This is a genomic window from Saccharopolyspora galaxeae (assembly GCF_016526145.1).
GTDB lineage: Bacteria > Actinomycetota > Actinomycetes > Mycobacteriales > Pseudonocardiaceae > Saccharopolyspora_C > Saccharopolyspora_C galaxeae.
Genome location: NZ_JADDUE010000016.1, coordinates 82069 through 108871, shown reverse-complemented (window position 1 = coordinate 108871; position 26803 = coordinate 82069). Strand labels below are relative to the sequence as shown.

General features: G+C 70.6%; 29 protein-coding genes. 17 read left to right on the top strand and 12 right to left on the bottom strand.

The window, feature by feature from the left end:
• Window positions 1-205: 205 nt before the first annotated feature.
• Window positions 206-967, bottom strand: coding sequence for a TrmH family RNA methyltransferase (locus tag INP57_RS27330; RefSeq protein ID WP_307850313.1), 762 nt, complete (start codon window positions 965-967; stop codon window positions 206-208).
• Between the two features lie 68 nt (window positions 968-1035).
• On the opposite strand from INP57_RS27330, the gene INP57_RS27325 reads away from it, so the two are divergent.
• Together INP57_RS27325 and INP57_RS27320 are read left to right on the top strand one after the other, a co-directional pair.
• Window positions 1036-2463: a WS/DGAT/MGAT family O-acyltransferase gene (locus INP57_RS27325; protein ID WP_200073234.1), complete on the top strand. Its 1428-nt coding sequence runs from the start codon at window positions 1036-1038 to the stop codon at window positions 2461-2463.
• The gene (locus INP57_RS27320) at window positions 2460-2963 is read left to right on the top strand and encodes a DUF6912 family protein (protein WP_200073233.1); all 504 of its coding nucleotides are present in this window, start codon (window positions 2460-2462) and stop codon (window positions 2961-2963) included. The genes INP57_RS27325 and INP57_RS27320 overlap by 4 nt, the downstream gene beginning before the upstream one ends.
• 56 nt (window positions 2964-3019) lie before the next feature.
• Here the strand turns inward: INP57_RS27320 and INP57_RS27315 are convergent, their stop codons facing one another.
• From INP57_RS27315 to aroA, 3 genes are all read right to left on the bottom strand, one after another.
• The gene (locus INP57_RS27315) at window positions 3020-3928 is read right to left on the bottom strand and encodes an SCO4651 family lipoprotein (protein WP_233628366.1); all 909 of its coding nucleotides are present in this window, start codon (window positions 3926-3928) and stop codon (window positions 3020-3022) included.
• 186 nt (window positions 3929-4114) lie between these two features.
• A complete protein-coding gene (gene rsgA / locus INP57_RS27310) occupies window positions 4115-5122 on the bottom strand; it encodes a ribosome small subunit-dependent GTPase A (protein ID WP_200073232.1) in 1008 nt (335 codons plus the stop codon).
• A complete protein-coding gene (aroA, locus tag INP57_RS27305) occupies window positions 5122-6390 on the bottom strand; it encodes a 3-phosphoshikimate 1-carboxyvinyltransferase (RefSeq protein ID WP_200073231.1) in 1269 nt (422 codons plus the stop codon). Before aroA ends, rsgA begins: the two co-directional genes overlap by 1 nt.
• Before the next feature lie 120 nt (window positions 6391-6510).
• Between aroA and INP57_RS27300 the strand changes: the two genes are divergently transcribed.
• The 3 genes from INP57_RS27300 to INP57_RS27290 are packed head-to-tail and all read left to right on the top strand — an operon-like array spanning window position 6511 to window position 8612.
• Entirely contained in the window at window positions 6511-7272 is a 762-nt protein-coding gene (locus tag INP57_RS27300) for an SOS response-associated peptidase (protein ID WP_200073230.1), read from the top strand.
• Between the two features lie 6 nt (window positions 7273-7278).
• Complete coding sequence (locus INP57_RS27295; RefSeq protein ID WP_200073229.1) at window positions 7279-8004, top strand: SOS response-associated peptidase; 726 nt, start codon at window positions 7279-7281, stop codon at window positions 8002-8004.
• Window positions 8001-8612, top strand: a complete 612-nt coding sequence (locus INP57_RS27290; RefSeq protein ID WP_200073228.1) for an alpha/beta hydrolase family protein — start codon at window positions 8001-8003, stop codon at window positions 8610-8612. Before INP57_RS27295 ends, INP57_RS27290 begins: the two co-directional genes overlap by 4 nt.
• 4 nt (window positions 8613-8616) lie before the next feature.
• Here the strand turns inward: INP57_RS27290 and ybaK are convergent, their stop codons facing one another.
• Window positions 8617-9093, bottom strand: a complete 477-nt coding sequence (gene ybaK, locus INP57_RS27285) for a Cys-tRNA(Pro) deacylase (protein ID WP_200073227.1) — start codon at window positions 9091-9093, stop codon at window positions 8617-8619.
• Between the two features lie 264 nt (window positions 9094-9357).
• Between ybaK and INP57_RS27280 the strand changes: the two genes are divergently transcribed.
• Both INP57_RS27280 and rsrA read left to right on the top strand, forming a co-directional pair.
• Window positions 9358-10059 carry a sigma-70 family RNA polymerase sigma factor gene (locus tag INP57_RS27280; protein ID WP_200073226.1) on the top strand — a complete coding sequence of 234 codons (702 nt, stop codon included), beginning with the start codon at window positions 9358-9360 and terminating at the stop codon, window positions 10057-10059.
• A complete protein-coding gene (rsrA, locus tag INP57_RS27275; protein ID WP_200073225.1) occupies window positions 10056-10391 on the top strand; it encodes a mycothiol system anti-sigma-R factor in 336 nt (111 codons plus the stop codon). The genes INP57_RS27280 and rsrA overlap by 4 nt, the downstream gene beginning before the upstream one ends.
• A 74-nt stretch (window positions 10392-10465) precedes the next feature.
• Here rsrA and INP57_RS30605 read toward each other — a convergent pair whose 3' ends face one another.
• Entirely contained in the window at window positions 10466-10543 is a 78-nt protein-coding gene (locus tag INP57_RS30605) for a 50S ribosomal protein bL37 (protein ID WP_374220979.1), read from the bottom strand.
• 172 nt (window positions 10544-10715) lie between these two features.
• Here INP57_RS30605 and INP57_RS27270 point away from each other — a divergent pair, with 172 nt between their 5' ends.
• Window positions 10716-10934, top strand: coding sequence for a biotin/lipoyl-binding carrier protein (locus INP57_RS27270; RefSeq protein ID WP_200073224.1), 219 nt, complete (start codon window positions 10716-10718; stop codon window positions 10932-10934).
• A 12-nt stretch (window positions 10935-10946) separates the two neighbouring features.
• Window positions 10947-12440: a PAS domain-containing sensor histidine kinase gene (locus tag INP57_RS27265; protein WP_200073223.1), complete on the top strand. Its 1494-nt coding sequence runs from the start codon at window positions 10947-10949 to the stop codon at window positions 12438-12440.
• A 257-nt stretch (window positions 12441-12697) separates the two neighbouring features.
• Here INP57_RS27265 and INP57_RS27260 read toward each other — a convergent pair whose 3' ends face one another.
• Window positions 12698-12955, bottom strand: coding sequence for a WhiB family transcriptional regulator (locus tag INP57_RS27260; RefSeq protein ID WP_200073222.1), 258 nt, complete (start codon window positions 12953-12955; stop codon window positions 12698-12700).
• A 216-nt stretch (window positions 12956-13171) separates the two neighbouring features.
• Window positions 13172-14095 (bottom strand): diacylglycerol/lipid kinase family protein, encoded by a 924-nt coding sequence (locus INP57_RS27255; protein WP_200073221.1) that lies wholly within the window; start codon window positions 14093-14095, stop codon window positions 13172-13174.
• Window positions 14096-14607: 512 nt separating this feature from the next.
• Between INP57_RS27255 and INP57_RS27250 the strand changes: the two genes are divergently transcribed.
• Complete coding sequence (locus INP57_RS27250) at window positions 14608-15039, top strand: hypothetical protein (protein WP_200073220.1); 432 nt, start codon at window positions 14608-14610, stop codon at window positions 15037-15039.
• Between the two features lie 34 nt (window positions 15040-15073).
• Here the strand turns inward: INP57_RS27250 and INP57_RS27245 are convergent, their stop codons facing one another.
• The 3 genes from INP57_RS27245 to sodN form a co-directional block, all read right to left on the bottom strand.
• Window positions 15074-15550, bottom strand: a complete 477-nt coding sequence (locus INP57_RS27245; RefSeq protein ID WP_307850312.1) for a GNAT family N-acetyltransferase — start codon at window positions 15548-15550, stop codon at window positions 15074-15076.
• A gap of 28 nt (window positions 15551-15578) precedes the next feature.
• A complete protein-coding gene (locus INP57_RS27240) occupies window positions 15579-16184 on the bottom strand; it encodes an acid phosphatase (RefSeq protein WP_200073219.1) in 606 nt (201 codons plus the stop codon).
• 91 nt (window positions 16185-16275) lie between these two features.
• A complete protein-coding gene (gene sodN / locus INP57_RS27235; protein WP_200073218.1) occupies window positions 16276-16683 on the bottom strand; it encodes a superoxide dismutase, Ni in 408 nt (135 codons plus the stop codon).
• Between the two features lie 122 nt (window positions 16684-16805).
• On the opposite strand from sodN, the gene INP57_RS27230 reads away from it, so the two are divergent.
• On the top strand, window positions 16806-17135 hold the full coding sequence (locus INP57_RS27230) for a S24/S26 family peptidase (RefSeq protein ID WP_295139739.1): 330 nt from the start codon (window positions 16806-16808) through the stop codon (window positions 17133-17135).
• Window positions 17136-17211: 76 nt separating this feature from the next.
• Complete coding sequence (locus INP57_RS27225) at window positions 17212-18810, top strand: GMC oxidoreductase (protein WP_200073217.1); 1599 nt, start codon at window positions 17212-17214, stop codon at window positions 18808-18810.
• A 3-nt stretch (window positions 18811-18813) separates the two neighbouring features.
• Here INP57_RS27225 and INP57_RS27220 read toward each other — a convergent pair whose 3' ends face one another.
• Complete coding sequence (locus tag INP57_RS27220; RefSeq protein ID WP_200073216.1) at window positions 18814-19437, bottom strand: dTDP-4-dehydrorhamnose 3,5-epimerase family protein; 624 nt, start codon at window positions 19435-19437, stop codon at window positions 18814-18816.
• A 388-nt stretch (window positions 19438-19825) separates the two neighbouring features.
• Between INP57_RS27220 and INP57_RS27215 the strand changes: the two genes are divergently transcribed.
• The 5 genes from INP57_RS27215 to INP57_RS27195 all read left to right on the top strand — a co-directional run bounded on the left by INP57_RS27215 (window position 19826) and on the right by INP57_RS27195 (window position 26799).
• Window positions 19826-21028, top strand: coding sequence for an NAD(P)-dependent malic enzyme (locus INP57_RS27215; RefSeq protein WP_200073215.1), 1203 nt, complete (start codon window positions 19826-19828; stop codon window positions 21026-21028).
• Window positions 21029-21368: 340 nt separating this feature from the next.
• Window positions 21369-24197 carry a sensor domain-containing protein gene (locus tag INP57_RS27210; protein WP_200073214.1) on the top strand — a complete coding sequence of 943 codons (2829 nt, stop codon included), beginning with the start codon at window positions 21369-21371 and terminating at the stop codon, window positions 24195-24197.
• Window positions 24198-24365: 168 nt separating this feature from the next.
• Entirely contained in the window at window positions 24366-25451 is a 1086-nt protein-coding gene (locus INP57_RS27205) for an ABC transporter ATP-binding protein (RefSeq protein ID WP_200073213.1), read from the top strand.
• Window positions 25448-26116 (top strand): ABC transporter permease, encoded by a 669-nt coding sequence (locus INP57_RS27200; protein ID WP_295146420.1) that lies wholly within the window; start codon window positions 25448-25450, stop codon window positions 26114-26116. The genes INP57_RS27205 and INP57_RS27200 overlap by 4 nt, the downstream gene beginning before the upstream one ends.
• On the top strand, window positions 26086-26799 hold the full coding sequence (locus INP57_RS27195; protein ID WP_307850311.1) for an ABC transporter permease: 714 nt from the start codon (window positions 26086-26088) through the stop codon (window positions 26797-26799). Before INP57_RS27200 ends, INP57_RS27195 begins: the two co-directional genes overlap by 31 nt.
• Window positions 26800-26803: the final 4 nt, after the last annotated feature.

Sequence of the window (26803 nt, the reverse complement as noted above, 5' to 3'; positions counted from 1 at the left end):
GGAAGCTAAGCCCTCCAGCGCCGATGGTACTGCACTTGTGTGGGTGTGGGAGAGTAGGACACCGCCGACAATACTCGTAAATGGGGAAGGCCCCGGAACCACGGTTCCGGGGCCTTCTGCTATTCACAGACGGATATCATGAAGTTGCCGCAGGTGCGTTATGTCGCCGCGGCGGTGGCGGACTCGAAGTCCGCCACATCGCGCCTCAGCTCTCGCGCCGTCGAAGCAGCTCGAAGCAGAGCACGGCCGCAGCACTGGCGACGTTCAACGATTCGACCCCGCCCCGCATCGGAATGGCGACCCGCTGCGCGATGCGCGTGGCGACGTCCTCGGACAGTCCGGCCGTTTCGCTGCCCAGCACGAAGGCGGCGCGTGGTCCGAAGTCGGCCTCGAAGACGTTCTCCGGGCCGTGCGCTTCCAGCGCGTAGAGCGGGTAGCCGGCTTCGGTCAGCTGTTCCGCGGCGTCACCCGCGGTCGTTGCACGCAGGACAGGCGAGTGGAACGCGATCCCGGCGGAAGCTTTGACGACCAGCGGATCCAGTCCGGCAACGCCTCGGTGCGGCACGACGATGCCGTCGATCCCGGCGGCCGTGGCGGTCCGGAGGATCATCCCCACGTTCGCCGGCGTGGTCAGTCCGTCGAGCAGCAGTACCTGGCGCGGCGCGGTGGCGGGGTCCTCGAGCGCGTCGACCAGCGGACGCATGTTCCTGGCTACGACGTCGGCGAGCACGCCTTGGTCGTGCCGCCCGTTGCCCGCCAGCACCTTGACCCGATGCGCGCTCGCGCGCTGCACCTTCACCGCGCGATCCGCGGCGGCCTCCTTGATCTGGTTGATCATCGCACCGCCGAGGCCCTCGGCGATGATCACCTTGTCCACGCGCAAGTCCATGTCGGACAGCGCCTCGAGGACCGGTTTCCGGCCGTAGACGGTGACGAACCGATCTTTTGGGGAGGCAGTGCTGGTCACGACGTCCAGTGTCACACGCGGCGCGCGTACGGCTCGTAGCCGCCCGGTGGTGTGCCAGTATCGCGGACATGCCCGATCGCCTCTCCGCCCTCGACGCCTCGTTCCTGTACTTGGAGGACCACACGACGCCGATGCACGTGGGAGGGGTCGCGGTGTTCCGCCGTCCCCGCGCCGGGTTCGACTACGACAGCGTGCTGGCGATGATCGACCGCAGGCTGGGCCTGGTGCCGCGGTACCGGCAGAAGGTCCGGCAGATACCGGGCCGGTTGGCGCGACCGGTGTGGGTGGACGATCAGGACTTCGACATCACCTACCACGTCCGGCGTTCGGCGTTGCCGAAGCCGGGCAAGGACGAGCAGCTGCACGATCTGGTGGCGCGGCTGATGTCGCGCAACCTCGATCCGGCGCGCCCGTTGTGGGAGCTCTACTTGGTCGAAGGATTGTCCCGGAACAGGGTCGCGGTGATCACCAAGACGCACCAGGCGATGATCGACGGGATCGGCGCGATCGACATCGGACAGGTGCTGCTGAACACGGCTGCGGAGAACTCTTCGGCCGAGCGCGAGGATCTGTGGATGCCGCGTCCGGAACCGAGTTCCGCGCAGCTGGTGCTCGAGGCGGTGACCGAAGCGGTCCAGCGCCCTGGCGAAGTCGTGGAGAACGTCCGTTCCGCGGTCGTGGACGCGACCGCGACGGTGCGCAAGGTTTCCAGCGCGCTCGGCGGCCTGGCCTCGGCGGTGCGTGCCGCGGCGTTGCCATCGCCCGGCGGCCCGTTGAACGTCCCGACCTCGACGCAGCGGCGGTTCGCCGTCTCCAGCGGCAGGCTCGACGATTTCCGGGCCGTCCGGCGCGCACACGGCGGGACCGTCAACGATGTCGTGCTCGCGGTCGTGTCCGGTGCGCTGCGCAGTTGGCTGCTCTCGCGCGGTGAGGCGGTGTCCTCGTCGACCACGTTGCGCGCGATGGTGCCGGTCTCGGTCCGCGGCGGCGACGTCGCGGGTGGCGAGTCGGCGGACGGGACCGGCATCGGTTCGGAGACCAATCGGGTTGCCGCGTACTTGGTGGATCTGCCGGTCGGCGAATCGAACCCGGTGTTGCGGCTGCACCACGTCAGCCACGCGTTGCGCGCGCACGCCGAGTCCGGGCAGTCGGTGGCTGCCGAGGCGTTGGTGGGTGTGTCCGGTTTCGCGCCGCCGACGCTGCACGCCTTGGGCGCGCGCGTGGCGAACGTGTTCTCCGACCGGTTGTTCAACGTGCTGATCACGAACGTGCCCGGCCCGCAAGTGCCGCTGTACGCGGCGGGCGCGAAGATGACGGAGATGTTCCCGGTGGTGCCGCTGGCGAAGAACCAGTCGCTGTCGATCGGGGTGACCTCCTACGACGGAGGGATGTACTTCGGGCTCAACGGTGACCGGGATGCGATGTCGGATGTGCACGTGCTTGCGGCGATGATCGGGGAGTCGGTGGAAGAGATGATCGGGACGGTCGACGGATGAGGGTTTATCTGCCCGCCACGGTGCGGATGCTGCGGGGCTTCGTGGAGGACTCGCAGATGCAGCCGCTGAGCGGAACGGCGTTCGCGTTGACGCCCGCGTTGCGGGAGTCCTACGCGGCCGGTGACACCGAGGAATTGGAGTACGCCGCGATGCGGGAGGCCGCCAGGGCCTCGCTGCGGTTGATCGCGAGCGAGCTCGACGAAGAGGAGAAGGGGGAGCTGCGCCGCGTCGTGGTCTCCGCCGATGTCGCGGACCCGACGCTGCGCCCGGACCTGGACAACGCGGTGGTCCGGCTGTCCGGCCCGGTGCCGTGGAAGAAGGTGGCGGCGGTGCACGTGGACACGTCCGAGGCCGAGGAAGCCGTCCGGGCGGCGGCCGAAGTCATCGATGCCGCGGACCTGGGTGATCCGGACGCGGACTTCGTGCTCGGTGAAGCCGAGGACCACGAACTGGCCTGGTACGCGCCGCAGGAAGTGCCGTTCCTGCTGGAACTCATGTGAACCGGGGCGCCGGGGTGCGCTCCGACGCACCCCGGCGCCGAGTCAGCGGCGGAAGGTCACTGCGGTGGCTGTGCCATCGGTAGCGGCCCGCTGGGGAACTCGCCGACCTGCTCGGGCGGTGGCGGCGTGATCTGCACGGGCTCACCCCAGTCGCGGTAGTCGGACTCCAACGACACCTGCCCGGCCTGCGCGACCTTCTGCGCGGCGGCGAACCGCATCGGCAGGCCATCTTGGCCGATCCACAGCTCGTAGCCGATCTCCGGACGCCCGTTGTCCGCGGCCTGCTGCAATCGTCGGCGCTGCTGGTCGTCCGGGGCCTTGGCCGCGGCCGCTGCCGTGAGCACGCGCAGGCTGTAGCGCGTGGCGGGTTTGCCGTCGAGCTGGTCCGGAGCGCTGGACTGGATCTTGGTGGCGGACTCGATGCCCTGGAAGGTCGCGCGCGGATCGGTCGAGTCCTGCAACTGCCGCAGTGCGGGAGCGAGCAGTTTCGCGGCGAAGTCGGTGCCGTCGGGGGCGATCCGCAGCCACGGTTTGGCCGGTTCCGGCCGCAGCAGCGCCGACTTCAGGTATCCGACGCCGTCGAGGATCGCGAGGTCCAGGGCTTGCGGCGGCTGAGCCGGGGAGGGACGAGTGCTCCCGCGCAGGCTCACGTCGGCGTGATCGCCGCTGTAGCGGGCGAGTCCCTGCCCTTGGAGATCGCCGATGAAGCCGAGGTCGCCGCGAACCGTGGTGCGCACGCTGCCGCGCTCGCTGATCCGGTTGATCACGTCGGTGAGCAGTGGTGCGGCGGTGGGTCTCGGGTCGGGACGTGCTGCGGCGGCCGATGCGGGCTTGGCCGGTGGCGGAGTTTCCGGTGCGCTGCAGGCACCGAGACCGATGGTCGCCATCAGGCTCGCGGACACGATTGCGGTGCAGGAGCGCGCCAGTGCGCTGCGGTCGTGGTTTCGGGCGCGTACTGAGGGCATAACAGCTCCTCGTCGGGAGTCGGCGTCCGCGGCCACGCTAGCAACGTTGCGCGTGCGCGCCAGGCGTCGGCGACGCCGATCACGTGCTGCGCGGCGAGTGAAAATCACCGGGATTCCCGTTGGTACAACGGTTTTCCCACCTGCGACCGGCACGTGGCGGAACCCGCGCGCCACCCCGGCGGGTGGTCACTGCTCGTCGCGGCCTGCGCGGGAGCGCAGCAACCGGCGCAGCGAGCCGAGCTGCTCGGCGCTGCCGCCTTCGGCGACGTAGGTGTCGAGGTTGCATTCGGGGTCCTCGGCGCCGCCGAGGTGGCCGCAGTTCGGCGGGCACTCTTCGGCCGCTTCGGCGAATCCGGGGAACGCCGCGGTCAGGTCGTCGGGGGTGACGTGCGCCAGCCCGAACGAGCGGATCCCCGGCGTGTCCACGACCCAGCCGCCGTCCGGCAGCGGCAACGCGACCGCGGAGGTCGAGGTGTGTCTGCCCTTGCCCACCCCGCTGACTTCGCCGACGGCGCGCTCGGCCTCCGGGACCAGCTCGTTGACCAGGGTCGATTTGCCGACGCCGGAATGCCCGACCAGCGCGCAGACGCGCCCGCCGAGCGCTTCGCGCAGCTGCTCGTGCGGGTGGTCCATCCGAGTCACCAGCACCGGCAGCGGCAGCGCCGAGTAGCTGCTGAGCATGTCCGCGGGCGAGGCCAGGTCGGATTTGGTCAGGCACAGCACCGGAACGAGCCCACCCGCGTACGCGGCGACCAGGCACCGGTCGATGAGTCCGGTGCGCGGCGGCGGGTCGGCCAGCGAGGCGACGATGACGAGCCGTTCGGCGTTGGCGACCACGATCCGCTCGTACGGGTCGTTGTCGTCGGCGGTGCGGCGCAGCACGCTGCGGCGTTCGCCGACCCGCACGATCCGGGCGAGCGTGTCCGGCCGGCCGGAGGTGTCGCCGACCAGCCCGACGGTGTCGCCGACGACCACCGGCGTGCGGCCGAGTTCGCGCGCCCGCATCGCCACGACGAGCCGACCGGGATCGCTGTCGAGCGCGCAGGTCCACCGGCCGCGGTCCACGGCGACGACCATCGCCTGGTCCGCGTCGGCGTGTTCGGGACGCAGCTTGCTGCGCGGCCGGCTGTTGCGCCGTCCGGGGCGTACCCGCACATCGGATTCGTCCAGGTCCCGCCAGCCGCGCCGTGCCATCAGGACACCGGCTCCAGCATCGTCGTCCACATGCCGGGAAAGTCGGGGATGGTCTTCGCGGTGGTGGCGATGTCTTCCACGGCGATGCCGGGCACCCGCAGGCCGAGGATGGCCCCGGCGGTGGCCATCCGGTGGTCGGCGTAGGAGTGCCAGGTACCGCCGTGCAGCGCGCGCGGGCGGATCCGCAGCCCGTCGGCGGTCTGCTCGACGTCGCCGCCGACCGCGTTGATCTCGTGCTGCAGCGCGGCGAGCCGATCGGTCTCGTGCCCGCGCAGGTGCGCGATGCCGCGCAGCGTGGAGGGTCCGTTCGCCAGCGCGGCCAGGGCGGCGACGGTGGGCGTGAGTTCGCCGACCTCGTGCAGGTCGATGTCCACGGGCGCCAGCTCGTCCGGGCCGGTGACGGTAAGCCCCGAGTCGTCCAGCTCGTTCTGCGCGCCCATCTCGGTGAGGATTCCGCGGATCGCGTCCCCGGCCTGCGTGGTCGCCCGCGGCCATCCCGGCACGGTGATCCGACCGGCCGTCGCTGCTGCCGCGGCGAGGAACGGGGTGGCGTTGGACAGGTCCGGTTCGATCTCCGCGTCCAGCGCGCGGACCGGTCCGGGGGCGACGTACCAGGAATTCGGCTGCTCGTCGTCGACTTCGACACCGCGTTCGCGCAGCATCGCCACGGTCATGTCGATGTGCGGCAGCGACGGAACCGGAGCGCCTTCGTGCACGACGGTCACACCTTGTTCGTACCGTGCGGCGGACAGCAGCAGACCGGAGACGAACTGGGAGGACGCGGACGCGTCGATGGTGACCCGCCCGCCGGGAAGTTTGCCGGTCCCGTGCACGTCGAACGGCAGCGCACTGCCGCTGACCTCGGCGCCCAGCGCCCGCAGCGCGTCCAGCACGGTGTCCAGCGGACGTTCCCGGGCGCGGGGATCGCCGTCGAAGGAGATCCGGCCTTCGGCGAGGGCGGCGACCGGCGGTACGAAGCGCATGACGGTGCCGGCGAGCCCGCAGTCCACGGTCGCCGGTCCGCGCAGCTCAGCGGGTTCGACCAGCCAGGAACCGTCCGCGCCGTCCCGGACGTCCGCGCCGAGCGCGCGCACCGCCGCGGCCATCAGCTCGGTGTCGCGGCTGCGCAGCGGGTTGCGCACGGTGCAGCGACCGGTGGCCAGCGCCGCGAGCACCAACGCGCGGTTGGTGATCGACTTCGAGCCCGGGACGGGCACGGTCGCTCGCACGGGATGCTCGGCGACCGGGGCTGGCCAGTGCTGCGTCATGTCCCAATGATCCCGCATTCGCCCACGTCGAACCGGTCGGGGCGGGCTCGGGAGTTCGACGCTGTCGGTGGCTGCTGCAACTATGGGTGCACAGACGCCAGTAGAGGAGGTGGCCAGGGCATGTGCGGCAGGTACGCCTCCACGAAGGACCCGGCTGCGCTGGCTGCGGAGTTCGCGGCCACCGATGCCACCGGCCGCGCCGGGCACGCGGCCGACTACAACGTCGCACCGACCAAGGACGTCCCCGCCGTGGTGCAACGGCACCCGCGCGACTCCGCGGGCGAACCCGACCAGTGGCGCACCGAGCGCAGCCTGCGGCTGATGCGCTGGGGCCTGGTGCCGAAGTGGGCGAAGGACCCGAAGATCGGCAACCGGATGATCAACGCGAAGGCCGAGACGGTGAGCGGCAAACCGGCGTTCCGCTCGGCCGTACGATCCCGGCGCTGCCTGCTGCCCGCCGACGGCTGGTACGAGTGGCGCCGCGACGCCGACGGCAAGCAGCCGTTCTTCATGACCTGCCCGGACGGTTCCAGCCTGGCGCTGGCCGGGATCTGGGAGACCTGGCGCGATCCGGCGGCGGCGGACGCTGCGCCGCTGGTGACCTGCTCGGTGCTGACGACCAGCGCGATCGGCCCGCTTGCCGAGGTGCACGAGCGGATGCCGCTGGTGCTGCCGAACGCGTCCTGGGAGAGCTGGCTGGATCCGGACCGCGCCGATGTGGACGAGCTGCTCGCGCCGTCCCGCGAGGTGGTGGACGCCCTCGAACTGCGCCCTGTGTCGCCTGCGGTGAACAACGTGCGCAACAACGGCGCGGAACTGCTGGCCCCGGTGGCCGATCCCGTTGACCCGGTAGCGTTGGATCATGCGCGGGACTCGGGGTGATGGCTGATGTGCGGGCGATACGCGAACCAGCAGGATCCCGCTGCGTTGGCCGGTGAGTTCGAGGCGGTCGATCGCGCCGAGGGGCTGCTCGGTCCGGACTACAACGTCACGCCGACCAAGACCGTGCCGATCGTCGTCGAGCGCGCGACCGGCTCCGGCCCCGAGCGCAGCCTCCGTCCGGTGCGGTGGGGCCTGGTCCCCACCTGGGCGCAAGATCCCGGCAGCGGTCCGCCGATGATCAACGCCCGGGCGGAGACGATCACCACCAAGCCCGCCTACGCGGAGTCCGCCGCGCGGCGCCGCTGCCTGATGCCCGCGACCGGCTGGTACGAGTGGCAACCCGGCGAACGGCGCAAGCAGCCGTACCTGTGTTCCCGGGGCGACGGGACGAGCCTTGCGATGGCGGCGGTGTTCTCCGCGTGGTGGTCGCCGGACAGCACCACACCGCTGGTTACCTGCGCCGTCGTCACCACCGCCGCTGTTGGTGAGTTCGCCGCGGTGCACCACCGGATGCCGCTGGTGCTGCCCCGGCAGAAGTGGGCGCAGTGGCTCGACCAGACCCGCACGGACGTCGACGAGCTGCTCGCACCGGACGTCCGAGCGCTCGACGAGCTCGAACTCACCGCGGTCTCCAGCGAGGTGAACAACATGCGCAACAACCACCCCGCGCTGCTCGAGCCCGCGGAGCCGGCGCCGGAACCCGCCCAGCAGGGCGCGCTGTTCGAGTCATGACGACCGCCGAGCTGGACACCCCGCACGGCCCGGCGCGGGCGGAGCTGCACTGCGCCGAGGAAGGCCGCGCTGCGCTGCTGCTCGGGCACGGCGCGGGCGGTGGCATAGCAGCACCGGACCTGGTCGCGCTCACGCGTACCGCCACCGAGGCCGGAGTGCACGTCGCGCTGGTGGAGCAGCCCTACCGGGTGGCGGGGCGCCGTGCTCCGGCACCGGCGAAGCAGCTGGACGCGGCGTGGCTCGCGGTCGCCGAGGATCTCGGCCAGCGCTGGTTCCAGGACCTGCCGCTGCTGTTCGGCGGCCGATCCTCCGGCGCCAGGGTGGCTTGCCGGACCGCCGAGGCCGGGGCGGCTTCCGCGGTGCTGTGCCTCGCGTTCCCGCTGCATCCGCCGGGCAAGCCGGAGAAGTCCCGGCTGGACGAACTCGCAGGCGTGGACGTGCCGGTGCTGGTCGTGCAGGGCGAACGGGACGCGTTCGGCCAACCCGAGCCCGCGCACGAGCGGGAAGTCGTGCTGGTCGCCGGGGACCACTCGCTGAAGGCCGGGGTGGACGCGTTGTCCCGCGCCGCCGACGAGTGGCTCGGCCGGATCCTGCGGCTGCTGGACTGAGCGCTCACCCGGCGATGTCGGCGACGCGCGCGTCCAGCAGGCGGACCAGTTCGGCCGGGGCGAGTTCGATCTCCAGGCCGCGCCGTCCGGCGCTGCAGAAGATCGTCGCGAACTGCTCGGCGGAACTGTCCACGACCACCGGCAACCGCTTCTTCTGGCCGAGCGGCGAGATGCCGCCCGCGACGTAGCCGGTGGCGCGCTCGGCGGCGCCCATGTCGGCCAGCTTCGCCTTCTTGCCGCCGCGGGCCGCGGCCAGCGCCTTCAGATCCAGCTGACCGGTCACCGGCACCACGCCGACCACGAGCTCGCCGTCGACGTCGGCGACGAGCGTCTTGAACACCTGCTGCGGAGGCTGCCCGAGCGCGTCGGCGGCTTCCAACCCGTACGACTCGGACCGCGGGTCGTGCTCGTAGGCGTGCACCTGGTGCGCGATTCCCCGCTGGCCCAGCAGCGCCGTAGCCGGAGTGCTCTTGCCTGCCATGACGACGACCTTATAAGTCGTTCGCACCGCCTACTCTCCGCCAGCGGCGGGCCCGGGCGGAATACGTCCGCCCGGCGTCGTGTTGCACGGGGCGTGACGGATCAGACGAACACATGCGTACTCGAGCGGCGGCCGCGTTCGTCCGGGTGCTCACAAGCGGGTGAGCAGGGCCTGGGACGGGTATCCTCCAAGTGGGTCCATGCGCAGGACGGCATGGGTTCGTCGCCAGCAGCCACCTCGTCCTGGCGGCGGGAAAGGAACCCGGTGGCAGACACCCCGGAGACGCCTGGGAACTCAGGAGCTCCCGACAGCGCAACGCCTGCGGCCGACGCGACCGCACAGGCCGCGGTCGACGGCACCGACGGCGCGGTCGAGGAAACCGCGGCGGAACGCGCCGCCCGCTTCGAGCGGGACGCGATGCCGCTGCTCGACCAGCTCTACGGTGCGGCGCTGCGGATGACCCGCAACGCCCCGGACGCCGAGGACCTGGTGCAGGAGACCTACTTGAAGGCGTACTCCGCGTTCAAGTCGTTCAAGCAGGGCACGAACCTGAAAGCTTGGCTGTACCGGATCCTGACCAACACCTACATCAACGGTTACCGCAAGCGGCAACGGCAGCCGCAGCAACAGCCCACCGACGAGATCCAGGACTGGCAGCTCGCGCAGGCCGAGAACCACACCTCCAGCGGGCTGCGTTCGGCGGAGCTGGAGGCGTTGGACCGGCTGCCGGACACCGACGTGAAGGATGCGCTGCAGCAGTTGGCGGAAGAGTTCCGCATGGTCGTCTACCTGGCCGATGTGGAAGGTTTCGCCTACAAGGAGATCGCCGAGATCATGGGCACGCCGATCGGTACCGTGATGTCGCGGCTGCACCGCGGCCGCAGGCAGCTGCGGGACATGCTGACGGACGTGGCTCGCGACCGCGGTTTCCTCCGCGCGGGCAAGCAGGAGGTGGGTACCTCGTGACTTGTGGCGAACACGACGAGGCGTCCTGCGAGGACGTGCTCGCGGAAGTCTGGTTGTTCCTGGACAACGAGTGCGACCAGGAACGCCGGGACATGCTCCAGCGCCACCTCGACGACTGCGGCAGCTGCTTGGAGCACTACGGCATCGAGGAGCATCTCAAGGAGCTGCTGCACCGCAAGTGCGGCGGCGAGCACGCGCCGTCCGAGTTGAAGGAACGGTTGCGCAGCTCGATCCGGGACACCGTGCTGCGGCAGGCCGATGTGACGGTCGAGCGCGGTCCCGAGGGCACTTCGGTGGAGATCCGCGCGAAGCGGACCTCAGCGGCCGAGTAGCAGGCCTGGAACGTGAATGAGCCCCGAACCTCGCGCGGTTCGGGGCTCATCGTCGTTCTGCGGCGCACCGCGCCTCATCCACTCAATGGGCGCTTGCCGTGGTTGGCCTTGTTCTTGCGCCGATCCTTCTTCTTGCGTGCGCGCTTGCCCATTCGGCAACCTCCCTCGCGTCGTCGGGCACTCGGCAAGGTCGCGGAACGTGTTCCCGCGCCGAGTTGGTGACTCTTCGAGTTTCGCACGAGTGCCACCTGCTGCCATCGGGTGGCCCGCGACGTGGTTTCCTTGGACGAGGCCCTCCCGGGCCCGCGCTAGTGAGGGGAAACCATGGCCGAAGAGATCCGTGCCGAAATGGTCGCCAACGTCATGACCGTCTCGGTCGCCGAGGGCGACACCGTGCGGGATGGTGACTCGCTGGTCCTGCTCGAGTCGATGAAGATGGAGATCCCGGTGCTGACCGAGGGCGACGGCACGGTCCGCACGGTCGCGGTCCGAACGGGCGACGTGGTGCAGGAAGGCGACCTGATCGCGGTCGTCGAATCCTGACTAAGGAGTTCCTTGTCGACGCTGAGTGATCTCCTGGCCGAGCACACCGGGCTGTCCGGTGCGGCGGCCGACCACCTCCAGCTCGTGGTCGCGGAGTGGCAGCTGTTGTCCGATCTGTCGTTCGCCGATTTCCTGCTGTGGGTTCCGGTGGGACCGGCGGACGCCCGCGAGGAGCGGTTCCTGTGCGTGGCGCAGGCTCGGCCCACGACGGCTCCGACGGCGCATCCGGAGGACGTCGTCTCCAGCGAGGTCACGCCCGAGGAGCACCCGCAGCTGCGCCGCGCGGCGCTGGAAGGACGGATCTGCCGGGAGGAGGACCCGCGCTGGCACCTGGGGGTGCCGGTGCGGCGGGAGACGATCCCGGTGAATCTGGACGGCCAGGTCGTCGCCGTGCTCAGCCGGGACACGAACCTGGCGGTACCGCGGGTGCCGAGCCCGCTGGAGATCTCCTACTTGGGCAGCGCGGCCGATCTGTGCCAGATGGTCGCCGACGGCACGTTCCCCACTCCGGAACCGGCGCCGGACGTGCACACGAGTCCGCGGGTCGGGGACGGCCTGGTGCGGGTGGACGCTTCCGGCACCGTCGTCTTCGCCAGTCCGAACGCGTTGTCGGCGTATCACCGCATGGGCCACGCCGCTGACCTGGTGGGCGTGCAGTTGGCGCCGCTGACCAGGTCGTTGCTGTCCGATCCGTTCGACGCGGACGAGGTGGCGCAGCGCATCCGGCACGCGATCGCCGGCGAGCCGAGCATGCGCGTCGAAGCCGAAGCGCGGGGTGCCACGGTGCTGTTCCGCGCATTGCCGCTGCAGCCGCGCGGCCAGGTCGCTGGTGCCTTGGTGCTGGTGCGCGACGTTACGGAGGTCAAGCGCCGGGACCGGGCGCTGATGTCCAAGGACGCCACGATCCGCGAGATCCATCACCGCGTGAAGAACAACCTGCAGACCGTGGCCGCGTTGTTGCGGTTGCAGGCCCGGCGCACCGGCAATCCGGAGGCACGGCTGGCGCTGGACGAGTCGGTGCGGCGGGTCACTTCGATCGCGCTCGTGCACGAGACCTTGTCGATGTCGGTGGACGAGCGGGTCGACCTGGACGACGTCGTGGACCGGGTCATCCCGATGATGAGCGATGTCGCGGTCGCGGAGACCGGGGTGAAGGTCCGGCGGGACGGCCGTTTCGGCGTGGTGCAGGCCGAGTTGGCAACGCCGCTGGTCATGGTGCTGACCGAGCTGGTGCAGAATGCGTTCGAGCACGCTTTCCCGGCGGAGACCGGGGGAGAGGTCGTCGTGCAGGCGGAGCGTTCGGCGCGTTGGCTGGACGTTGTCATCACCGATGACGGTCAGGGCCTGCCGAAGGGTTTCTCCCTCGAACGCGCCGAACGCCTCGGCCTGCAGATCGTGCGAACCCTCGTCGAGTCCGAACTGCGGGGTTCGTTGAGCCTGCGCGGTCGAGGTAGGCAACGCGGTACGGAAGCGGTGTTGCGCGTTCCGTTGAAGTACCGGCGCTGAGCTCGCCGCTGCAGGCGGTGCGTCGATGTGTCGGCAGGCCCTGCGGGGTGGCCTGGCTGGGATCGATCGGCTCGGTCGTCGGTGCTACGGGGGTGTGCACCGGGACCGGCATCGACGCTGATCGACCCGGTTCTCGTCGGGGGGTTTCCGTTGTTTCAGTGGCGGCCGCCGTGTGGTCGCCGGGGCGGGAGCAGGGTCGGCCGGGATGCTCTGCGGCCGACCCGCTACGCTAGTTGAGCTGTCAGCGGATTCGCTGCTCAGGCGTTGGTGCGAGCCGCCCGAGTGCGCGAGCTGCGCCGCTTGAGCGCGCGCCGCTCGTCCTCGCTCATGCCGCCCCAGACACCGGCGTCCTGGCCGCTCTCCAGTGCCCAGGCCAGGCACTCGGAAGCAACCGGGCAGCGCCGGCACACGGCTTTCGCCTCGGCGATCTGCAGCAGCGCAGGACCGCTGTTCCCTACGGGGAAGAACAGCTCGGGGTCCTCGTCACGGCAAACCGCATCGTGGCGCCAGTCCATCGTTCCTTGCTCCTCGCTAGGCGCGCCCCGTGGCGCGCCGGTAGTTCGTTCGGGGTGTTTGTGAATGCTTTCACGAACTGCCGTGATGTCAAGAGTTCGATCTAGTCCCGTGAGTCAACTCACCTGAAAGATCGATGGGTCTTGACCAGCGGTTTCAGATGATCGCTGGTCACGGACGGGGTCGCCGACCAGTGATCGGGGTCCGTTACGAGAAGGTTATACAGCGACCCGCAATGCGTCCGGGATCGAAGCAAACTCGATCACCGATCGCTCGCCCAGGTTGTCGCCGTCCACCTGCAAGCGCAACGGCTCCCGACAGGCTACGTGCAGGTGCCCCACGTCCGCACGGCGAAAAGCGTTTCTTCCGTGTGGTTTCGCTCTACCGCGGAGCATCTGCGCGATGTAGCGCAGCACAGCGTAAGCGTTCATGTCGCTGAGCGAGAAGATCCCGAGCCCGGTATCGAACGTGGTGTCCGGATTCATCCGCATCGGCCGGGAGCCGAGGTAGGTCCACGGGTCGGTGTTCGACACGAACGCGGTGTGCAGGCCGCTGACCGGTGCTTCGCCGCCTGCCTGCACGGTGATCTGGGCGGGTCGCTGCGCCACGCGGAAATAGCAGGCCAGCGCGGTGCGCGCGTAGAGCGCCGGGGTGACCTCCCGGCCGCGGCCGCGGAGCCGGTCGACTTCGGCGACCACGTCGGCGTCCCAGCCCACGCCTGCGTTGAAGGTGAACCAGCGGTCGTTGGCCTTGCCCAGGCCGACGCGGCGGCCGGTGCCTGCGGCGACCGCCTCCAGCAGGCGGTGGGTGGCCTCGACCGGATCCTTGGGCAGGCCCAGGGCGCGGGCGAACACGTTCGCCGAGCCGCCCGGCACGACACCGAGCGTCGGCACCCGATCCCTGCCCGCGGGATCGGCGAGCATCCCGTTGACGACCTCGTTGACCGTGCCGTCTCCGCCGTGCGCGATGACCAGGTCCACGCCCTCGTCCACGGCGTCGCGCGCGATGTCGGTGGCGTGCCCCCGGTAGCGGGTTTGCACGACCTCCAGCTTCAGCACGTTGGCCAGGGCGTGGGCCAGCACGTCCCGCCCGGCCGCCGTGGTGGCGGTCGCGTTCGGGTTGACGACAAGCACGGCGCGCACGACGTGCAGCCTAGGGGAGGCGCTTCGAGCGTCGCGCAGGGTCCGCCGTGCGGGACGCCGGAGGTTCGGATCAGGCCGAAGCAGGTCTCCCTTCCGCGTCGGGGAAGGGACGGGCCGGGGGCGCTGCGGCCCCGGGCCGACGATGGCCGCGGCTCGCCAATGCCGAGCTGACCGCGTGGCGGGTCCGCTGCTCGCGGTGCGCCCGGTCGTGCGCTTGCCATCGATCTCCGGCGGCGGCTCCGCTGCGGTGCGCAACCCCGAAAGCGCACCGGTGCTCGCCTGCTGCGCCGGCAACGGCCGGAAGCGAAGCGGGTCCGCGGAACACCCCGTAGTCCACGACCGCCGCACCAGCCATGCGCTGATCTTCGCCCGCGGCCCCGGCCGTAGTCATGCGTCGTTCGGGCGGTATTACCATCGAAAGCGCACACGCAGAGTCACGATCGGTGTTATGGGGCGAGTACCGCGCACCGGTGGCTCCGCGCCGCCGACTCTCCCGGAAAGGCGAAGCCGCCGTGCCGTCTCCTGCTCCTCCGCGCACCGTGCGGATCGCCGCCGTGATCACCATCGCCGAGGCCGCCCTCGGGCTCGCCTTCGTCATCGCGCTGCTGGTGCGCGCGCCCTCGGCCGCAGGCGGAGTGGGTGCGCTCAACAGCACCAACACCTTCGGCGAGGCCGGCTACTTCGCGATCATCTCGGCGGCCGTGCTGGCCGCGGGGATCGGGATGTGGCAGGGCAGGTTCTGGGCGCGGACGCCTGCGCTGCTGTTGCAGCTGATCCTGCTCGGCATCGCCTGGTACGCGATCGGGCCGTCCGAACAGCCGCTGATCGGCTTCGTGATCGCGGTTCCGGCCGTGGCCGTGCTGTGGTTCATGTTCAACCGGAACGGGCGCGTGTGGTCGTTCTACGGCGGGGGAACGCACGATTCCGGGGGCGGGGGAGAGTAGCGGCCCGCTCTCAGCTTGGCGGAATGGTGCAGCCTCAGCCTCCGAAGTCGTGCAGCGCCTCGCCGGTGAGCCGGTGCACCGTCCACTCGTCCATGCCGACGGCTCCCACGGATTCGTAGAACTCGATCGCCGGCGTGTTCCAGTCCAGCACCGACCACTCGAGCCGCGAGTAACCGCGCGCGACGCACTCCTGCGCCAGCGTGCGCAGCAGCTGCTTGCCGAGGCCGGAGCCCCGGTGCGCGGGCAGCACGAACAGGTCCTCCAGGTAGATCCCGTGCGTGCCGTGCCAGGTCGAGAAGTTCAAGAACCACAGCGTGAAACCGGCGACCGCACCATCGGCTTCGGCGACGTGGCCGAACAGCGCCGGCTGTTGCGCGAACAGCGCGCGGTGCAGCTGGGCTTCGGTGAGGTGGCATTCGTGCGCCGATTCCTCGTAGTCCGCCAGTGCGTGCACCAGCGCGACGACCGCGGGCACGTCGGGCTCGGTGATCCGGCGGATCTCTTGCGCCACGGTGTTGTTCTCCCGGTTCCTGTCCTGGTCAGCGCGCGTCCTGCGGCGCGGGCACGTTCGAGCGTTCGAGCTGCGGCACGCCGCGCTCGTGACCGAGCACGGTAATCCCGGCCGGATCGAGTGCGAACCGCACGCCTTCGGTGCCGGGCAGGCCGAGCCAGCGCGCGATCAGCACGCGGCTGAAGTGCCCGTGCCCGGACAGCACGACGTCGGTGCGGTGCGGTTCGGCGGTGATCCGCGCGATCAGCTCGTCGGCGCGGGCGGTGACCTCCGCCGCGGATTCGCCGCCGGGGCAGGGGTGGGTCCAGACCGTCCACTCCGGAACGCTCTCGCGGATCTCCGGCGTGGTCCGGCCCTCGTAGTCGCCGTAGTCCCATTCGGCCAGCAGCGGCTCGGTCGCGGGCACCAGCCCGGCGAGTTCGGCGGTGCGCCGGGCGCGTTGCCGCGGGCTGGCCAGCACCGTCGCCGGTGCGTCGCCGCGCAGGTCCGCGAGGGTCTTGCCCGCCGCCCGCGCGAGCCGTTCGCCGCGTCCGGTCAGCGGCACGTCCGTGCGCCCGGTGTGCCTGCCGGTGCTGGACCACTCGGTCTCGCCGTGCCGCAGGACGAAGATCCGGTGCTGCGCCGATTCCGCCACACCCCGAAGTCTAGGTGCGCCGGTTGCACGAAAAGACGCCGGCCGGACGGGTGCGTTCCCGCCGGCCGGCGCCTTGGTCGCTACCGGGAGCTCAGCCCTTCTTGGTCTCCCAGAAGATCTTGTCGATCTCCGCGATGTAGTCCAGCAGCTGCTGCCCGGTGGAGGGGTCCATCGAACCCTTGGTGCCGGTCGCCCCAGCGGCCTTGGTGGCCTTGTTGACCAGCTCGTGCAGCTGCGGGTGCTTCTCGAAGTGCGGCGGCTTGAAGTAGTCCGTCCACAGCACCCACAGGTGGTGCTTGACCAGCTCGGAGCGTTCCTCGGCGATGATGATCGCGCGAGTGCGGAACTCCTGGTCCTCGTTGTTCTGGTACTTCTCCTGGATCGCCTTGACCGACTCGGCCTCGATCCGCGCCTGCGCCGGGTCGTACACGCCGCACGGCAGGTCGCAGTGCGCGGTCGCCTCCAGCTTGGGGCTGAGGATTCGGGACAGTAGACCCATCATTCCTCCCTGACAGTGAATGCTCCGACGGGCGTGACCCTACTCTCGAAGATCCGGGACGTCTTCCTGGAGGGCGGGCTCCGCAGGCGGGCGCGCGCCCGGTTCGAACGGGAGGTGACGTGGTGTCGCGGCTGGACCGCTGGCCTTGGCGGCGGGTGCTGGTGCGCGGTGGCTCGATGGTGCCGTCGCTGCACGACGGGGACGTCGTCGTGGTGCGCACGAGAGCACCGGCGAAGCCGGGCGACGTGGTGCTCGTGCGGTGGGATGCGCGGCCGGAGCAGTTGTCGGTGAAGCGGGCGCTGCGCGAGGACGGCGGCGGTTGGCACGTGCGGGGTGACAACGCGGGAGCGTCCACCGACTCGCGGTCGCTCGGGCCTGCGCGGGTGTTCGGCGTGGTGGTTTGTCGGTTGTGGCCGAAACCGCGGCGAATGCGTCGTGCGCAGGCAGAGTGATCGGCGTTCACTTTCTTTACATCGTTTACGTAAACAGGGTTCACAGTAGCGCTGCGGGACTGCATGCTCACGCTCCATGAGTTTCACCCGCAGGCGCATGCTCGGGCTCGCGGCGCTGCAGACGGCCGCCGCGCTCGGCATCGGCACCGTCTCCACCCGCCCCGCGAAGGCCGCCGAACGCTCCTACGTACCCGCCGTCGTCGTCGGATCCGGCTACGGCTCGGCGGTCACCGCGCTGCGACTCGGCGAAGCCGGCGTTTCCACGCTGATGCTGGAGATGGGGCGCAGCTGGAACACCGCCGCCGACGACGGCACGATCTTCTCCTCGATGCTGACCCCCGACCACCGCAGCATGTGGTTCCGCAACCGCACCGAGGCGCCGCTGGCGAGCTTCCTGTGGCTGGACCTGGCGAACCGCGACATCAAGCCGTTCGCCGGCGTGCTGGACAAGGTCCACTTCGACGAGATGTCGGTCTACACCGGACGCGGCGTCGGCGGCGGCTCGCTGGTCAACGGCGGCATGGCGGTGACACCGCGGCGGGACTACTTCGAGCAGATCCTGCCGCAGGTGGACGCCGAGCAGATGTACGCGCGGTACTTCCCGCGGGCCAACCGGATGCTGGGCACCAACTCGGTGGACCGCTCGTGGTTCGAGCAGTGCGAGTCCTACCGCTACGCGCGGCTTTCCCGGCAGCAGGCGGGCGCGGCCGGGTTCCGCACGGCGTTCGTGCCCAACGTCTACGACTTCGACTACATGCGGCGGGAAGAGGCCGGCGAAGTGCCGAAGTCCGCGCTGGCCTCCGAAGTGATCTACGGCAACAACCACGGCAAGCGCAGCCTGGACAAGAGCTACATCCCCGCGGCGCTCGGCACCGGCAACGTGACGTTGCAGACCCTCACGCAGGTGCGGTCGGTGCGCCGCGAGCCGGGCGGGAACTACGTGCTGACCATCGAGCGCATCGACGAGCTCGGCGAGTCCCGCGGTACCAGCGAGATCGCCTGCAAGCACCTGTTCCTCGGCGCGGGCAGCGTCGGCTCCACCGAGTTGCTGCTGCGCGCCCGGGAAACCGGTGCGCTGCCCGAGCTCTCCGACGCCATCGGTGAGCAGTGGGGCAACAACGGCAACGTGATGCTCGGCCGCGCCAACCACCCGTGGAACGCGACCGGGATGGTCCAGTCCGGAATGCCCTCGCTCGGCATCGACAACTGGGACGACCCGGTGAACCCGGTGTTCGCCGAGATCGCACCGGTGCCCGCCGGGGTCGAGACGTTCGCGAGCCTGTACCTGGCGATCACCCGCAACCCGGAGCGCGGCCGGTTCGTCTACGACGCCGCGAGCGACTCGGCGAAGCTGCGGTGGACGGAATCCCAGACCCAGCCGTCGATCGACGCGGCGAAGGCGGTGTTCGACCGGATCAACCGGGCCAACGGCACCGCGTACCGGCACGACCTGTTCGGCGACGACCGGGCCTTCGAGAGCCGGTTCACCTACCACCCGCTGGGTGGCTGCGTGCTCGGCCACGCCACCGACGACTACGGGCGGGTGCGCGGCGGCACGAACCTGTACGTCACGGACGGCTCACTGATCCCGGGTTCGACCGGGGTGAACCCGTTCGTCACCATCACCGCGCTCGCCGAGCGCAACGTGGAACGGGTTCTCGCCGAGGACTTCTGAGGTTCAGGACCGGGCGGCGTGCTGCTCGCGGAGTTCCGCGTAGCGCGCCTGGCACGTTTCGTAGGCGGGCAGCAGTCCGAGTTCGGCGGCTTCGGCGAGCGTGGGCGCGGCCCGGTCCTTCTCGGAGAGCACGGGCTCGCCGGACAGGTAGTGCTCCCACGGCAGCCCGAGTTCGGCGTCCAGCGGCGCGATCCCGTGCTCCGCGCTGGGGTTGAACGGCGTGGAGCACAGGTAGGCCAGCACCGTGTCGTCCTCCAGCGCCAGGAAGGCGTGGCCGAGTCCTTCGGCGGTGTAGAGCGCGCGGTACTCGGTGGAATCCAGCTTCGCCGCGGCCCACTGCCCGAACGTCGGGGACCCGACCCGGATGTCCACCACCACGTCGATCAGCGAACCCTGCGGGCAGTACACGTATTTGGCCTGCCCGGGCGGCACGTCCGCGAAGTGCACGCCGCGGATCACGTTGCGCGCGGAAACGCTGTGGTTCGTCTGCGCCAGCCGCAGCGGGTGGCCGACGGCTTCCAGGAACGCCGACTCCTGGAACGGCGCCACGAAAAGGCCGCGGTGGTCGGGGAAGGACTTCGGGGTGAACTCGTGCACACCGCTGATCTCGAAGGAGCGAACTCGCACGGCGGGCACTCTATGACCGCGCCGGTCGCTGCGTGCGGTGTGGTCCGCGGTCTCGCGGGGGTGGACCGCGGACGGGGTTCGGCGGGAAAATCCGGAAATCTTGCCGTGCTGCGAAGGTTCGACCGGAAACCGCAGTCGTTACACCCGGCTGCTCGATCAAGTCTGTGACCCTGGTCGCAGACAGTCATCGGCGCTGCTGGCACACTGGACGAACCGCAGCGTCCACCGGTCCGCCGTCCGCACCAGGACGACCGGGACCGGTCTCCGACGCCCGCCGTGGCCGGAACCAGCCAGGCAGGCGCGTCGCCGGGTGGCTCGCCGCCACCCATTCGCTCCGGGACCGGGCTCCGTCGCCCGTCCCGCAGGCCATGGCAACAGGAGGGACGCCGTGACCACTGTGAACGACCACACTTCCACTTCCCCCGGCGGTACCGAACTCACCGACGAAGAGATCTTCCGCGCGCACGAGGGCGGCAAGCTCGGCGTCGAGGTGACCGCGCCGCTGTCCAGCCCGCGCGATCTCTCGATCGCCTACACGCCCGGCGTCGCCGACGTCAGCCGCGCCATTTCCGGTGATCAGACCCTCGCCGACCGCTACACCTGGACCCAGGACCTGGTGGCCGTGGTCAGCGACGGCACCGCGGTGCTCGGGCTGGGCGACATCGGGCCGCGGGCATCGCTGCCGGTCATGGAGGGCAAGTCGGCGCTGTTCAAGAGCTTCGGCGGGCTGAACTCCATCCCGCTGGTGCTGGACACCACCGACGTCGACGAGATCGTCGAGACGCTGGTGCGGCTGCGGCCCTCGTTCGGCGCGGTGAACCTGGAGGACGTCGCCGCGCCCCGCTGCTTCGAGCTGGAGCGGCGGCTGATCGAGGCGCTGGACTGCCCGGTGATGCACGACGACCAGCACGGCACCGCCGTGGTCACCCTCGCCGCGCTGCGCAACGCCTGCAAGGTCACCGGCCGCGAGCTGAGCTCGCTGCGCGTGGTGATCTCCGGGGCGGGTGCCGCGGGCGTCGCCTGCGCGGAGATCCTGCACACCGCGGGGGTCGGCGAGATCGTCGTGCTGGACTCGCGCGGGGTGCTGCATTCCGGTCGGGACAACCTCACTCCGATCAAGCAGGAGCTGCTCGGGTACACCAACCCGCGCGGTGTCACCGGCGGGTTGGGTGAGGCGCTGAACGGCGCCGATGTGCTGATCGGCGTGTCCGCCGGGCAGATCCCGGAGGATCTGATCGCGACCATGGCGCCGGGCGCGGTCGTGTTCGCGCTGTCCAACCCGGACCCCGAGGTGCACCCGGACGTCGCGCGGCGGCACGCCTCGGTGGTCGCGACCGGGCGCAGCGACTTCCCGAACCAGATCAACAACGTGCTGGCGTTCCCGGGGATCTTCAAGGGCGCGTTGCAGGCGAACTCCCGGATGATCTCGGACCGGATGAAGGTCGCCGCGGCGGAGGCGATCGCCGCGGTCGTCGACGACGACCTCGACGCCGACCGGATCGTGCCCAGCCCACTGGACCCGCGCGTCGCGCCCGCGGTCACCAACGCCGTGGCCGAAGCCGCTCGCGAGGACGGGGTGGCCACCGCGTGAACCACGCCCGCCCGCCACGCCGCGGGCGCCCGTGCGCCGGCCGCCGGGGTGCACCGTTCGCGGTGCGGCCCGGCGGCCGCGTCGTTGCGGCGGGCGGGGATGGAGTCGTGCGCGTCGCTGCACGGATGCGGCGGTCGGGCCGTCATGCCGCTCCGGGACAATCGTCACCCGATCGGACATCGGCGGTACGGGCGGTGATCGGCCGCCGCATCGACGACGACCAGCGGCTCTTGCCGGACTCCGTGCCGGTAAGGTCTGCTCGGAACTCGCTGTGGTACCGATCACGGGTGGTCGGTCGTCGGTGTGCTCGGAAACGAGGCCGCTGAGCAGGAGGGTGCTGATGACCGACGGGACTCCGGGGGCGGGGCCGGACCGGGACGCCGCGGCGGACGGTGGTCGGAACGTGGTGGTCGACGTGCCCGTCCGGGCGGGCCTGCTGCCCGCCGCGCCTGCCTTGCTGAGCACCGCGGACGGCACGGTCGTGCAGGTGACCGAAGAGGCCGTGCGGCTGGCGGGGGTGGCGGACGCGGATTCGCTGGTAGGCCGCCAGCTTTCCGCGCTGGTGGTGCGGGACGGCCCGATCTCCCGGCTGCGTGCGGAGTGCGACGTGCCGGTGCGGGCGTTGAGCTGGCCGCGTCCGGACGACGAATCGCTGCAGGTGACCGTGCTGGCCGATGTGCGCGACCTGGTCCCGGACGGGGCCCGGCCCTACAGCGGTGTCGAAATCCTCGACGAACGCGCCAGGTTGATCGAGGCGCAGCAGATCGCCCGCGTCGGCAGCTGGAGCATCTACCCGGAAACCGGGCAGATGTACCACAGCCCGATGCTCAAGGAGCTGTTCGCCGCCAGCGGCGCCGACCTGCTGGAAGGCTCGGACCTGGAGCTGGCGGTGCGCGCCGACGACCGGGCCAAGGCCGCCGACTTCGGCACCCGGTTGAAGTCCGCGCCCGAAGGCGAGCTCGTCGAAGTGGAGCTGCACGACCACACCGACCGCGTCTTCCTGTGCACCGGCCGGGTCGAGCGGGACGTCTCCGGGGTGATCGAGCGGATCCAGGGAACCGTGCAGGACGTCACCGAGCAGCGACTCCTGGAACGGCAGCTGCGCGACGAGCGCCGCAAGCTGCACGACGCGCAACGCGCGGCTCGGCTGGGCACCTGGGAATGGGATCCGGACACCGGCGCGACGCGGCTGTCCGAGATGATGCACGAGATCTGCGGCACCCGGCCGGACGCGCCCAGCACCTACGACGAGTACATCGGTTCGGTGCACCAGGAGGACCGGTCCGCGGTGGACCAGGCGTGGCGGGGGCTGGTGCAGCGGCAGGAACCGGTCGAGCTGGAGCACCGGTTCATCCGCCGGGACGGCGCGGTGCGCACCTTCCGCGCGCACGGCGCGGCGATCCGCGATCCGGAAAGTCGGCTCGTGCTGGTCGGCACGGCGCAGGACGTCACCGAGCAGCGCACCGCGGTGACCCGGATGGAACGCTCCACGCAGCGGTTCACCGACCTGGTCGCGGTCACACCGGTCGGGATCGGGTTGTTCGACCAGGGCGAGCACCTGGTGGATGCCAACGACGCGCTCTGCGACCTGCTCGGATACCGGCTGGACCAACTGCGCGGGATGAGCTCGCGGCAGATGACCCATCCCGACGAGCGGGACTCCGGTCTGCGCACGGCTTCGGAGGAGATCGCGTCGTCGCGCACGGGACGGCGGAAGGTCCCGCAGCGGTTGCTGATCCGCTCCGATGGCGAACCGGTGTACTGCGAGCTGCACGTGTCGCTGTCGGTGCAGGACGACGGGACGCGGTTCTGGCTGGTGGTGTTCCAGGACATCACCGAACGCCGCCGCGCCGCCGAGGCGCTGCGCTACCAGGCCACCCACGACGACCTCACCGGTTTGCCGAACCGGGCCGCGGTCAAGCAGCTGCTCGGCGCGCTGCTCGGGCGGGTGGATCCGGCGAGCGTGGCGGTGCTGTTCTGCGACATCGACAACTTCAAGCGGGTGAACGATTCGCTCGGCCACGACGCGGGCGACGAGCTGCTGGTCGCGCTGGCTCGTCGGTTGGAAGGCGGGTTGCCGGAGGGGTGCACGGCGGCCCGGTTGTCCGGCGACGAGTTCGTCATCATCTGCTCGGACATCGAGGCGGTCGGTGGGCTGGACTCGCTGGCCACCCGTGTTTCCGGGCTGCTGCGCACGGCGGTGCCGGTGCACGGTCAGCTGATTCGGGTCTCGGCCTCGATCGGGGCCGCGGTGCCCAGCGGCGGCGGTTCCGGCGGCGGGGATCTGCTGCGGTTCGCCGACGCGGCGATGTTCGAGGCGAAGCGGCGCGGCGCCGGCAAGGTCTCGCTGGCCAGTCCGGCGCTGATCGCGTCCGCCGATCGCCAGCTGCACCTGGAGGGGCAGCTGCGGGAGGCGTTGAACAACGACGGCCTCACGTTGCACTACCAGCCGGTGGTCGCCGGGGACGGCACGGTGGTCACCGCGGAGGCGTTGGTGCGCTGGCCGCATCCGGACCGCGGCCTGCTCAGCCCGGATGCTTTCCTGCCGGTGGCCGAGCAGGGCGACCTGCTGCGCGAGCTGGACCGCTGGGTGCTGCGCACCGCGCTGCGGGAGGCCGCGAGCTGGCCCGCGCAGGGCGGGCGCGAGGTCGGCATCGCAGTGAACCTGGCCGGGCTGGTGCCCGGTGGTGCGGACTTCGTCGACGTCGTCGCGGACACCGTCGCGGAGTGCGGCGTGGCCTGGGACCGCGTGGTGCTGGAGCTGGTGGAGACGGCGCTGGTGGATCTGCCGTCGCGGACCCGGCAGGCGATGGGCGAACTGGTGGACCGCGGGGTGCGGTTCGCGGTGGACGACTTCGGCACCGGCTACTCGTCGCTGGCCCGGCTGAAGGACCTGCCAGCGCAGATCATCAAGGTGGACCGGCGGTTCGTGGCCGGTGTCGGCGGCGACCCGTCGGATTTCGCGGTGGCGCAGGCCGTGGTCGGCATGGCGCGTGCGATGGGCCGCCGCTGCGTGGCCGAGGGCGTGGAGACGGCCACCCAGTTCCACGTGCTGTCCGGGGTCGGCGTGGATGCTTACCAGGGCTACCTGTTCTCCAAGCCGGTGCCGCCGCGGGAGTTGCGCGCCATGTTGGCGGCCGGGCCGCTGCCGTTCGCCGAGGGGAAGTGAGCCCGCCCCGCAGAGTTGCTCCCGGATCGTGGGAACTGGCTGCTGACCACGCCCGCTGAAGATCACACAACCGTCTTGGATCATCGCAAGATTCCGACGTCCGGGTTAAGGTCGGCCGGGTTTGCGGCGGTCGGCGAGTGACTGTCGGTGATCAGCGAGGGGGCTCGGTTGATCGAGTTCCGGTCCGTGCGCAAGGCGTACCCGGACGGCACGGTCGCCGTCGAGGACGTGGACCTGACCGTGCGCGCAGGCACGATCACCGCGCTCGTCGGCCCGTCCGGCTGCGGCAAGACCACGCTGCTGCGCATGGTCAACCGGATGATCGAGCCGACGTCCGGCAACGTGCTCGTGGACGGTCAGGACGTGCGCGACGCCGATCCCGCGGTGCTGCGGCGCGGCATCGGCTACGTCATCCAGCAGGCCGGTCTCTTCCCGCACCGCACCGTGTTGGACAACGTCGGGACGGTGCCGCGGTTGTTCCGCAACAGCCGGCGCGCCACCCGGGACCGGGCGCGCGAGCTGCTCGAGCTGGTCGGCCTGCCGGTGTCGTTGGCCGACCGGTACCCCGCGCAGCTTTCCGGTGGTCAGCAGCAGCGGGTCGGGGTGGCCCGCGCGCTCGCCGCCGACCCGCCGGTGCTGCTGATGGACGAGCCGTTCAGCGCGGTCGACCCGGTCGTGCGCGAAGGACTGCAGGAGGAGCTGCTGCGGTTGCAGGGCGAGCTCGGCAAGACGGTCCTGTTCGTCACGCACGACATCGACGAGGCCGTGCGGCTCGGCGATCAAGTGGCGGTGCTGCGAACCGGCGGACATGTGGCGCAGTACGCCGAACCCGACGAGTTGCTGGCCGAGCCCGCGGACGACTTCGTCACCTCGTTCATCGGCCGTGATCGCGGCTACCGGCGGTTGTCGTTCGTGGACGGTTCGGTGGTGCCGGACGAAGTGGCCACGGTGACCCTCGGCGACCGCAGCAGCGCCGATGGCTGGGTACTGGCGCTGGACGGCGACCGCAGGCCGCGCGGCTGGCTGGTCCCGGGCGCTGAGGTCACCGGCCCGGTCACCGAAGATCGACTGCTGGCCGGCGGATCGCTGCACACGACGGGAACACCGCTGCGCGGCGCGCTCGACGCCGCGCTGTCGTCGCCGTCCGGGCTGGGCGTGGTCGTCGACGACCGCGGCGGCTACGTCGGCGTGGTCACCGCGCAGCAAGTCCTCGACGAGATCGAGCGCAGCCGCAGGCAGCGGGTAGCGCCGTGATCGACGAGCTGGCGCACTACTTCTCCAGCCCGAGCAACCGCGAGGTGCTGCTGAGCTCGCTCGGGCAGCACGCGTACCTCGCGTTGATCCCGCTGGTGATCGGCGCGCTGATCGCGCTGCCCCTCGGACGTTTCGCGCAACGGAACCCGCGAGTGCGGGGCGTGCTGCTGGGTTCGGCCAACGTGCTGTACACGGTTCCGTCGCTGGCGCTGTTCGTGATCCTGCCCGCGGTGCTCGGGACCGGAGCGACCGCGTCGATCAACGTGGTCGTGGCGCTGACCATCTACAACGCGGCGCTGCTGGTCCGGCCGGTGATGGACGGGCTCGGCTCGGTGCCCGGCCACGTCGTCACCGCCGCGACCGCGTTGGGCTACCGGCCGCGGCGCCGATTCTTCGCCGTCGAACTCCCGCTGGCGGTGCCGGTGCTGGCCACCTCGTTGCGGGTCGCTTCGGTCAGCAACGTGAGCCTGGTCAGCGTCGGCGCGCTGATCGGCATCGGCGGGCTGGGGCGGCTGTTCACCGACGGGTTCCAGCGCGACTACCTCACTCCGATCCTGCTGGGCGTGGTGCTGACGCTGCTGCTGGCGATGGTCGGTGACCTGTTGATCGTCGCGCTGCGCAGGGCGTTGACACCGTGGCAGCGAGCCGGGGGGCGAGCAGCTTGATCATCGAGGAACTGCTCGGCTGGCTGGCCGACCCCGCGCACTGGTTCTCCTCCGACGGGCTGCTGCTGCAGTGCCTGCTGCACCTGTACTACTGCGTCGTTTCGGTGCTGGCGGCTTCGATCATCGGGGTGCCGATCGGTCTCTGCATCGGGCACAGCGGCCGCGGCGGCGCCTCCGCGGTCGTGCTGACCAACTCGATGCGGGCGCTGCCCACGCTGGGCCTGGTCACGCTGTTCGTCCTGCTCGCCGGGATCGGGGTGCTGCCGACGCTGGCCGGGTTGGTGATCCTGGCCGTCCCCGCGGTGCTGTCCGGCGCCTACGCCGGGGTGCAGAGCGTGCCGCCGGAAGCGCGCGATGCCGCCAAGGGCATGGGCATGACGCCGTTGCAGCAGTTGTGGCAGGTGGAGCTGCCGAATGCGGCGCCGCTGCTGTTCGGCGGTGTCCGGACCGCGATGCTGCAGGTCGTGGCCACCGCGTCGGTGGCGGCGTACGTGGGCCTCGGCGGGCTCGGCGCCATCCTGCTGGAAGGCATCAAGGTCTACGACTACGGGCAGACGCTGGCCGCGGCCCTGTTCATCGCGCTGCTCGCGGTCGTGCTGGACGCACTGCTCGCGGGGATGTCGAAGCTGCTGACTCCGAAGGGCCTGCGCGCGAAGCGGCGGGTTCCGGCCGGCGTGGCATGAAGTC